We start from the raw sequence: 8,453 nt of genomic DNA on the forward strand, positions 1-8,453 counted from the left end.
GCCCGGAGACGCGGGCGCGCCCGTCGCGGCGGGCACCGAGACGCCTGCCACGGCCGGACAGGCGCAGGCCGCGCGGAGCGTGGGCAAACTGCCGATCTTCGACAACATCCCGACGGCGGCGCTGTTCCTGATCCCGCTGGTCCTCGTCGGCGCCTACCTGATGATGCTCGCGCTCGGTCCCGCGGGCGAACCGACTCTGACGACGGTCCGCCGCGGCGTGAGCCGCGCCCTGGAATCGCGGCGTGCCGCGGGAGGTCAGCTGTGATGCGCGTTCGGAACACCTTGGTGCCCGCGGTTCTTCTCACCGTCACGGCCCTGGTCACCATCGCCTGCGGGCAGAAGCCCGGCGTGGCCGAATCGGGAATCGGCCCCGGCGGCCAGTACTACGGCGACTCCAGCGCGGGCGTCGGCGCGGACGGGCTCCCGCTCGACCCCGCGGACGCGGGGCCGGACGCGGTGGCGGGCCAGCCCGCGGCGAACGTGCCCGGAGCGGGCGGGTCGACCGGCGGCGGGTCGACGGGTGGCGGAACCGGTGGGACCCGGCCAGGCGGCGGCGGTGGCGGTTCGACGCCCGGTGTCGGCGGGCCAGGCGACCGGACCGGTGTCACCGACACGACCATCAAGATCGGCGTGCACGCCCCGGTCACGGGCGCGGCAGCGTTCCCCCAGCAGTCGTTCCAGAGCGGTGTCGGGGTGTGGGCCAACCACATCAACAGCAAGGGCGGCATCCACGGCCGCAAGATCGAGATCGTGTTCCGGGACGACCGCTTCGACCCGAACAGCGCCCGCGGGGTGTGCAAGGAACTCGCGCAGCAGCAGAAGGTCTTCCTGCTCATCGGCGCGGGTGGCTCCGACCAGATCGACGCCTGCGCCCGCTACGCCACGTCCGTCAACACGCCGTACCTGTCGGCGGGCGTGCACGAGACCCGGCCGAACCTGGGCTCCCTCAACGCCTTGCGAACGTTCTACGCGATGTCGCTGACCTACGAGGAGCAGGTTCCGCTGCTGGTCAACGTCGCGAAGACGGACCTGGCGGGCAAGAAGGTCGCGGTGATCGTCGCCGACAACGACAGCCTCAACAACTTCTACGCCAAGGTCGACGGCGCCATCAAGCAGGCGATCGGCGCCAATGTGGTGCTGTCGCGGCGAATCCCGAAGAAGACCGACGTGGACGCCCCGGCCATCGCGACCCAGATCTGCAACAGCGGCGCGCAGGCGGTGCTGTGGAACGCCAGCCCCAGCGGGCTGATCAACGTCAGCAAGTCGATGACGTGCAGCGTGCAGTTCTTCGGACCGGGCAACACCAACGGCCTCAACATCGTGGCCACCGGCGGCTGCCCCAACGTGGGCAACGCGCTGTTCTTCTCCTCGTTCCCGGGCCTGGACAAGATCGGTCAGATGGACCCGGAGTTCGACCCGGCGTACCGCCGCAAGACCGGGGCCGCGCCCGACGACATCGGCGTCGCGCTGTGGGGCGCGGAGAAACTGGTCGGCGCGATGCTGCAGGCGGTCGGCAAAGACCTCAGCCGGGAGAAGTTCCTGGCCACGCTGGCAGGCGGCAAGCGGTTCGACACCGGGGTCTACCCGGGCGTGCAGTGGAGCGGCAGCGACCACTTCGGCGGCACCGCCATGCACCTGCTCCGCGCTGACTGCGGCGCGCGGCAGTACCGCACGCACCGGGTGAACGTGACGCCATGACCATCAACGAACTGGGCATCGTCCTGGTCACAGGTGTCCTCCAAGGCAGCGTCTACGCCTTGGTGGCATTGGGAATCGTGCTGGTCTACCGGGCTTCCGGGGTGTTCAACTTCGCCCAGGCCGAGTTCGGCACCACGGGGTTATTCGCCGCGTTCGTGGCGGTGGAGATGTGGGGCTGGTCCTACGGCTGGGGTGTCCTCTTCGGACTGCTCGCCGCGGTGGCGATGGGCTTGCTGACCGAGCGGCTGGTGATCCACCCACTGCGCAACGCCTCAAAGGTGACACTGCTCGTGGGCACGGCGGGCGTGGCGCTGACGGCGGTCGGAATCCAGTTCTGGCAGAACAACGAGGTCCCGATCCGGCAGATGCCCAAGATCGTCGAGGGCGTCGCGGCCACGCCGTTCGGCGCCGCGGTCACCTACCAGCAGCTGATCACCTTCGGCGTGCTGTGCGCGGTCGCGGTCGCGCTGGCGGTGTTCTTCCGGTCGCCGTCGGGTCTGGCGATCCAGGCGGCCCAGCAGGAGTCGACGGCCGCGGAGCTGGTCGGCATCAGCGTGCGCCGCGTGTCGATGATGACCTGGGGCATCGCCGCGCTGCTCGGCGGCCTCGCGGGTGTTCTGGCCGGCCCCAACACCACGTTCACCGCGGGCTTCCTGACCTTCGGCGCGGGTCGGGCCCTGCTGCCCGGCCTCATGGCCGCCGTGCTCGCCGGGATGCGCAGCATGCCGGGCGCGGTCATCGGCGGACTGGTCGTCGGCGTGGTCGAGCAGCTGGGCACGCTGTCCGCGCTCGAACAGGTCCACGGCGCGAAAGCCCTGGTGCTGTTCGTCTTCCTGCTCGCCGTCCTGCTGTTGCGGCCGCAGGGCCTGTTCGTCCGGAGGGCAGCGACATGAGCGCGACTATCGAGACCCCACCGGAAACCCCGGCCGAGAAGACCGCGGTGCTCCCGACGGTCAGCGTCGACGAGAAGCCGTACCGGCCTGGTATGTCCGGCGTGCTGGGGCGTGGTGTGGCGTGGGCCGCGGTGGCGTGGCTGGTGCTCGCCGTCCCCGGCAACCATCTCTCGCCGTTCGACCTCGGCGTGTCCGATGTCGGCGTGCTCTCGACCGCGGCGATCTTCGCCATCATCGGGTTGTCGCTGAACGTGCTGATCGGCTACGCGGGCACGATCTCGTTGGGCCACCAGGCTTTCGTCGGCATCGGCGCGTTCACCTCCGCGTTCGTCGTGACCGACCTGGGCATGGAGTTCTGGCTGGCGGTGCCGATCGCCGCGATCATGGGCGGGGTCCAGGCCGCCGTGCTCGGCGCGATCTCGCTGCGCCTGTCCGGGCTGTACTTCGCGCTGGTCACCCTGGCGTACGGGATGTTCGCCGAGGAGAGCCTCTTCGGCATCGCCGCGCTGACCGGCGGCGAGGGCGGCAAGGCGGCGCCGCGGCCGATCGGCTTCGAGACCGACTACCAGTACTACTACGTGTGCGTGGCGTTCCTGGCCCTGGTGTGGTGGCTGGACCTGCGGCTCACCCGGACCAAGGGCGGCCGCGCGTTGCAGGCGCTGCGGGAGAACCCGCGGGTGGCCTCGTCCTACGGCATCAACGTCAAGGCCTACACGATGCTCGCGTTCGTCGTCTCCGGTGTCTTCGCCGCGATCGGCGGGTCGCTGCTCGCCCACCACGACGAGGTGATCGTGCCGAGCAGCTTCGACTTCGAACTGGCCCTGCTGTTCGTGCTGATGACGGTCGTCGGTGGGCTGCGCAACCGGCTCGGAGTGGTGCTCGGCTCGGTGTTCTTCGCACTGCTGGGCTCGGGCTTCCTGGTGGAGGTGCTGCATCTGACCGGCTTCGTCGAAGGCGTCATCGGGCTGCCCAAGGAGTTCGTCGCCCTGGTGATCGGCCCGATCCTGCTGCTGCTCACGATCACCCGCTACCCGGGCGGCATCGGCCAGCAGGTCGCGCCGATCCGGGGCTGGATGCTCGGCGGCCGGTTCGACCGGCACGCCGGAGCCGTCAAGGAGATCGAGGTGAACGATGTCCGTGCTTGAGGTCGACGCGGTCAGCATCAACTTCGGCGGTGTCCAGGCGCTTCGCGAGGTCACCCTGCGTGCGGGCGAGTGGGAGATCGTCGGCATCATCGGCCCCAACGGCGCGGGCAAGACCACGCTGTTCAACTGCATCACCGGCTTCTACAACCCCACCTCCGGCCGGGTCCGCCACCGCGGCCGCGACATCACGGCCATGCCGGTGCACGCGCGGGCCGCGCTCGGGATCGGGCGCACCTTCCAGAACGTCGGCCTGGTCAAGAACGCCACGGTCATGGAGAACCTGCTCACCGCCCAGCACCTGCGCATCGGCTACGACCCGGTGACCGGCATGGCGGGCGGTCCGGCGACCTTCGCCGAGGAGCGCGGGCTCACTGACCGCGCCCACCAACTGCTCGAACTGTCCGGGCTCGCGGGTCACGCGCACGCGCGGGTCGCCGACCTGCCCTACGGGTTGCTCAAGCGCATCGAGATCGCCACCGTGCTGGCCACCGACCCCGACCTCCTGCTGCTCGACGAGCCGGGGTCCGGCCTCGGCCCGGAGGAGGCGCACTCGCTTGGGGACACGCTTCTGGGGCTGCGCAAGGAGTTCGGCCTCACCATCGTGATGATCGACCACCACGTTCCGCTGGTCACGCGGATCTCCGACTACGTGTACTGCCTCAACTTCGGGGAGGTGCTCGCCGAGGGCCGACCCGACGTGGTGCGCCGCCACCCCGAGGTGGTCCGCGCGTACCTGGGCGAAGAGGAGGCCGCGTCGTGACGCTGCTCAGGATCGAGGGGCTGGTCGTCGGCTACGACGCCTTCCCCGTGCTGCACGGCATCGACTTCGAGGTCCAGGAGGGCGAGGTCTGCGTCCTGCTCGGCCTCAACGGCGCGGGCAAGACGACCACGGTCAGCACCATCGCCGGTCTGCTGCGACCGCGCTCGGGACGGGTTCTGTTCGACGGCAAGGATCTCGGCCGGAAGTCGCCATCGGCCCGGGTGAGTGGGGGCATTTCCCTGTGCCCGGAGGGCAGGCGGGTCTTCCCCCGGCTGACGGTCCGGCAGAACCTGCGGCTGGGCGCCTGGACCCGCAGACGCGACAGCAAGACGGTGAAGCGGCAGCTCGACCTCGCCTACGACTACTTCCCCCGGCTCGCCGAGCGCGAAGAACAGCTGGCCGGAACGCTGTCCGGCGGTGAGCAGCAGATGCTCGCCGTCGGCCGCGCGCTCATGTCACGGCCCCGGCTGCTGCTGATCGACGAGGCGTCCCTCGGGTTGTCCCCCACCGTCGCGAAGACGGTGTGGGAGGTGACGTCGCGGATCAAGGCCGACGGCACCACGGTGCTGATGGTCGAGCAGAACGCGGGAGCCCTCCCGTTCGCCGACCGCGCGCTGATCATGGAGAAGGGAACGCTGGTCTACACCGGCGTCGGCGACGAGCTCCGCCAAGTCAACCTGCGTGAGGCCTACCTGGGCGCCTGAGCCGCCCACGACGAAGGAGTACACAGTGCGGATCAACCTGGGTCGACTCGGCGGACAGCTGGGGGTGCTGCTCTGCGTCACCGGCTTCCTCGTGATGTTCCTCGGCTGGAACGGCGCGGCCAGCAGCAACTTCACCCCCGCGCAGTTCCCGTACCTGATCTCCGGCGGCATGGTCGGGCTGGCGATCGTGGTGATGGGATCGGCGATGATCATCGTGCAGAACCACCGCGCCGACCGGGTCCGGCTGGAGGACGCGCTCGACCGTGTCGCCGCCGCGGTGGCCGACCACGGAACCAGCCCGGCCGCCGCCAACGGATTCGGCTTCACCGGGTTCGTCGTGGCCGGTGAGTCGTCGTACCACCGGGTCGACTGCCACCTGCCGCAGGCGCGGGACGAGGCGGAGCTGGTGAAGATCGATGACGTGATCGTGCGCGGCCTGACGCCGTGCCGAGTGTGCAACCCGCCGCGCATGGGACAGGCGACGCTGCCCCTGTGAGACAGCTGGTCGCCCTGGTGCTGTGCGCGCTCGTCACCGGGTGCGGCGGCTACTCCGGCGAGCCCGCGGCCGCGGTCGAGCCGCCGCGGATCCCGGTCGACTGGTCGGTCGAGGACCCGGGCCCGCCGCCCGCCGAGCCACTGCGCCCGGACCTGCTCGTCCTGGGCACGGACACGCTGCCCGAGCCGCTCGTGGACGAGGTGCTCGCGGTGCGCGGTGTCCGGGGGTCGCTGCGGCTTTCCGTCGCGTCCGTGGCCGTCGCGCACCAGACCATCACGGTGGCGGGCGCGGACCTCGCGCCCTACCGGCGGTTCGCCGCGAAGGTCACCGCCGAGTCCGAGCCAGTGTGGCGCTCGCTGGCCGCGGGCGAGGCGGTCATCACCCACGAGATCGGCCGCGACCTGAGCCAGGACCTCGGCGGCGAGCTGGCCCTGCGGGACCAGAGCCAGGACTTCCGGCTGCGCATCGGCGCCTACGCCTCGACCGTGCCGACCATCGACGCCCTGGTGAACGTGCGCCGCGCCGAACAGCTCGGCATGGCGCCCGGGAACGCGATCCTGCTGTCCGTGGACTCGATGGACGTCCGAAAGGCCGTGGAGCGGGTCGCGGGCGACACGGCCTCGGTCCAGCCCCTCGTCGAGCCCGCTCGCGGTGGCGGCGGAGAGCGGCAGGCGGCGTACCTGACGGGCGGCTCGGTGGCGAAGGCGGTCGGCTCGTTCAGCTACCGCTATTTCCCCGATGGAAGCGTCCAACCCGACGCGCGCTGGGTGTCGGCGAACATCCGGACCGAGACGGTTCCCCTGCTGGGCCGGGTCACCTGCCACCGGCGGATGCTGAGCCAGCTGCGCGGCGCCCTGACCGAGATCGAGCGCGCCGGACTGGGCGCCCTCGTTCACCCCGGCGAGTACGGCGGCTGCTACGTGCCCAGATTCATCGGCCGCGACCCGCGCCGAGGGCTGTCGCTGCACACGTGGGGCATCGCCGTCGACCTCAACGTCCCCGGCAACATGCCTGGCACGGCGGGCGAGATCGACCGGCGGGTGGTGGCGGTGTTCAAGAAATGGGGCTTTTCCTGGGGCGGCGACTGGCGGCAGCCCTCGACGGACCCGATGCACCTGGAGCTGTCCGCGCTGGTCGAGACCTGACCTTCAACCATGGACACCGGTCGTGCCACCTGGTAGACCCTGCTGGGGTTCTACACACAGCCAGGTCGGGGACCGTCCTACAGGAAGGTCCAGAAATGAAGCATTCGAGACGCAGGCTGTCCGCCGTACTCGGACTGACAGCGGCACTGGTCGTCGCACCCGCGGCCACGACGAGCACGGCGGCGACCAGCGCCACGGATTCGACCTATGTCGTGCTCTATCGCCAGGGAGCGTCCACCGCGGACGCGAGCCAGACCGTCGCCGCCGCGGGCGGGACCGTCGTGGCGAACTACGCCGAGATCGGGGTCATCGTCGCCCGATCGGCGAACAGCGGATTCGCGAACACCGTGCGGAAGTCGGGCAAGGTGGGCGGCGTCAGCGCCACAGCGGGCTTCGGCATCCGCAACGAGCCCGCCGCGACCGATGACGCCGCCGCCGTCGAGGCCGTGCAGGCGACCTGGGGCGACACGCTGTCCGGCCTGCAATGGGACATGGTCCAGATCAACGTGCCTCAGGCACACGCGGTGACCGGTGGCTCCAGCTCCGTCATCGTGGGCGACATCGACACCGGGCTGGACTTCACCCACCCCGACCTCGCGCCGAACTACGACGCCGCGCGCAGCGCCGACTGCTCCAGCGGCAGCCCGACCCCGCTGCTCCCGGGCAACGACGCCAACGGCCACGGCACGCACACCGCGGGCACCATCGCGGCGGCTGCCAACGGTTCCGGCATCGTCGGTGTGGCCCCGAACGTGAAGATCGCGGGCATCAAGTCGAGCAACGACGACGGGTTCTTCTTCCCGGAGATGGTGATCTGCTCGTTCATGTGGGCCGCGAAGAACGGCATCGACGTGACGAACAACAGCTACTTCGCCGACCCGTGGCTGTTCAACTGCAAGAACGACCCCGGCCAGCGGGCGATCTGGGAAGCCGAGCGCCGCGCCATCCGGTACGCGCAGTCCAACGGCGTGCTCGTGGTCGCGTCGCAGGGCAACGACAGCACCGACCTGTCGCACCCGACCGTGGACGTCATCAGCCCCGACTTCCCGCCCGGCAACGAAGAGGAGCGGGAGATCACCAACGCCTGCTCGGTGGTGCCGGTCGAGGTTCCCGGCGTCGTCGGCGTGACCGCGACGGGCAACCTGCGGCTCAAGTCCTTCTACTCCTCCTACGGCATCTCCACCGCCGACGTCACCGCCCCTGGTGGCGACTCGATCCTGCAGCGCACGCCCGCGGCCCCGAACGGACGGGTGCTCTCGACTTGGCCGTCGGCGGCGTTCTGCAACCCCGCGCGCACGGTCATCGATGCCGGTGCGAAGTACTGCTACGCGCAGGGAACGTCGATGGCGGGTCCGCACGCCGCGGGTGTCGCCGCGCTGCTGGCCTCGGTCCGCGACGGGTCCTCCGGCTCGCTGGCGTCCCGGCTCCAGCAGTCGACCAACCCGCTGGCCTGCCCGGACACGTCGATCTACGCCCCCTTCCCGCAGAACAGCGGTGCGCCCCAGACCTGCCAAGGCGGTCCGACGCACAACAGCTTCTACGGCTCGGGTGAGGTCGACGCGCTGAAGGCGGTCAGCTAACGACGGTCGTGCCGAGGCCGGGCGAGTTGTCC

At 70.3% G+C, this 8,453-nt stretch carries 9 protein-coding genes; all 9 read left to right on the plus strand.

Features of this window, described 5'->3' with window-relative positions:
• A partial coding sequence (locus tag ACRDSQ_RS12075) for a hypothetical protein (RefSeq protein WP_431421003.1) occupies positions 1-265 on the plus strand: 265 nt, incomplete at its 5' end.
• Entirely contained in the window at positions 265-1,698 is a 1,434-nt protein-coding gene (locus ACRDSQ_RS12080; RefSeq protein WP_431421004.1) for an ABC transporter substrate-binding protein, read from the plus strand. The genes ACRDSQ_RS12075 and ACRDSQ_RS12080, both read left to right, overlap by 1 nt.
• Positions 1,695-2,591, plus strand: coding sequence for a branched-chain amino acid ABC transporter permease (locus tag ACRDSQ_RS12085; RefSeq protein ID WP_431421006.1), 897 nt, complete (start codon positions 1,695-1,697; stop codon positions 2,589-2,591). The genes ACRDSQ_RS12080 and ACRDSQ_RS12085 overlap by 4 nt, the downstream gene beginning before the upstream one ends.
• On the plus strand, positions 2,588-3,736 hold the full coding sequence (locus ACRDSQ_RS12090; RefSeq protein ID WP_431421007.1) for a branched-chain amino acid ABC transporter permease: 1,149 nt from the start codon (positions 2,588-2,590) through the stop codon (positions 3,734-3,736). The genes ACRDSQ_RS12085 and ACRDSQ_RS12090 overlap by 4 nt, the downstream gene beginning before the upstream one ends.
• On the plus strand, positions 3,723-4,496 hold the full coding sequence (locus ACRDSQ_RS12095; protein WP_431421008.1) for an ABC transporter ATP-binding protein: 774 nt from the start codon (positions 3,723-3,725) through the stop codon (positions 4,494-4,496). Before ACRDSQ_RS12090 ends, ACRDSQ_RS12095 begins: the two co-directional genes overlap by 14 nt.
• Complete coding sequence (locus ACRDSQ_RS12100) at positions 4,493-5,200, plus strand: ABC transporter ATP-binding protein (RefSeq protein ID WP_431421010.1); 708 nt, start codon at positions 4,493-4,495, stop codon at positions 5,198-5,200. The genes ACRDSQ_RS12095 and ACRDSQ_RS12100 overlap by 4 nt, the downstream gene beginning before the upstream one ends.
• 25 nt (positions 5,201-5,225) lie before the next feature.
• On the plus strand, positions 5,226-5,696 hold the full coding sequence (locus ACRDSQ_RS12105) for a hypothetical protein (RefSeq protein WP_431421012.1): 471 nt from the start codon (positions 5,226-5,228) through the stop codon (positions 5,694-5,696).
• Positions 5,693-6,841: a M15 family metallopeptidase gene (locus tag ACRDSQ_RS12110; protein ID WP_431421014.1), complete on the plus strand. Its 1,149-nt coding sequence runs from the start codon at positions 5,693-5,695 to the stop codon at positions 6,839-6,841. The genes ACRDSQ_RS12105 and ACRDSQ_RS12110 overlap by 4 nt, the downstream gene beginning before the upstream one ends.
• Before the next feature lie 95 nt (positions 6,842-6,936).
• A complete protein-coding gene (locus ACRDSQ_RS12115; protein ID WP_431421016.1) occupies positions 6,937-8,421 on the plus strand; it encodes a S8 family peptidase in 1,485 nt (494 codons plus the stop codon).
• The last annotated feature ends 32 nt before the right edge of the window (positions 8,422-8,453 follow it).

This window comes from Actinokineospora sp. (assembly GCF_050699995.1).
GTDB lineage: Bacteria > Actinomycetota > Actinomycetes > Mycobacteriales > Pseudonocardiaceae > Actinokineospora.